Origin of the sequence: uncultured Gimesia sp., from assembly GCF_937910335.1 — a bacterium.
In the GTDB taxonomy this organism is placed as follows: Bacteria; Planctomycetota; Planctomycetia; order Planctomycetales; family Planctomycetaceae; genus Gimesia.
In genome coordinates this window covers 1-1,275 of the sequence record NZ_CALEMX010000343.1, presented here as the reverse complement: position 1 = coordinate 1,275, position 1,275 = coordinate 1, and the positions used below count along the sequence as shown (strand labels likewise).

The following is a 1,275-nucleotide window of genomic DNA, read 5'->3' as shown; positions in this document are numbered from 1 at the left end:
CATTTTGACTCTGCTCTCGGGAGTGACAACTCAGGCTCAAACGAAAGTTCCACGTGCTGAACTCGCGAGATGGGTGAAACACCAACAAACGCTCCAGGCGAACCCCGATGTCGTGGCTTATTACGATTTTCAGGGAGGCCAGGGAACTACGTTAAAGAACAAATCAAAAGCAGGTGCATCCCTGGATGGTAAGATTCGTGTTGCTCAATGGGTCGCAGGGCGTTGGCCTGGGAAAAAGGCGTTACGTTTTGACGGTTCAAAGAGTCAGGTTGAGATCCCCTCCCTAAAAACTTTGTGTGCTTTGGATCAAGAGTCGGGTGGAACCGGCGAAATGACAGTGGAAGTCTGGTTGAAGGCCATGTCCACTAAAGAAGCGGGGATCGTCGACAAATCCTCTGCCGGCACCGCCACTCAAGCGCCTTACATGATTTGGATCAGTCCCCATCGGCTCAATTCCTATATTGGGAAACAAGCAGAGAATCGATTAACGAGTGTCAGCGATGTAGAGGACATCTTGACACAAGAATGGATTCATGTGGCAATGGTGGTCAACTCAAAGACACTGGCCTTGTATCGGGATGGTATTCTTTTGGCACGCGCTCCACGTAACTCCAAAGTCTCTGATAATGGTAAACCGTTATTGCTGGGAAGTATGGGACTGGCGGGACGTTACTTCTTTGATGGTTTGATAGACGAAGTGGTGATCTATAAAAAGGCGTTAGCTGAATCCGTGATAAAAAAACATGCAGAATTATTCCCTGAAGCTACGGGACCACAGACGGTTACATTGACTTCACCTCAGTCTGGAGAGCGTTGGAACGCAGGCTCGTTGCATGCTATTACCTGGACAGCTACAAATGCTCGTAAAGCGGGACTGCTGCAGATTGAATATTCTGTAGATGACGGCAAGAGTTGGAAGATGATCAGTACTGCCGCTGTGAACTCACAAAAATATTCATGGCGTGTTCCAAAAACTGTTTCGAACAAATGCCGCGTTCGTCTGGTGGTCAATCAACGAATCGATACTCGACGATTCTTTATTGAGCAGAACTCGGCCCTGTTCACAATTCAACCTGCTCTGGAAATTCCTGAATATGAATGGAAAAAAGTAGCATTACCTGCTGCTTTTGCTCCGCGGGATGGTGCGGGGGCTCTTGTTTTTCAAGATCAGATGTGGCTTCTCGGTGGTTGGAATCCGGATGACAAGGTGAACTTCCCAACGACCTGTAATTCGGAAATTTGGTCATCCGCTGACGGGAACGACTGGTCTTTCCA

1 protein-coding gene is annotated in these 1,275 nt (G+C 48.2%); it reads left to right on the top strand.

The window, feature by feature from the left end; all coding sequences use genetic code 11:
* Window positions 1-1,275 (top strand): LamG domain-containing protein (locus tag Q0668_RS13675; protein WP_298865600.1); only part of this gene is annotated, 1,275 nt, incomplete at both ends.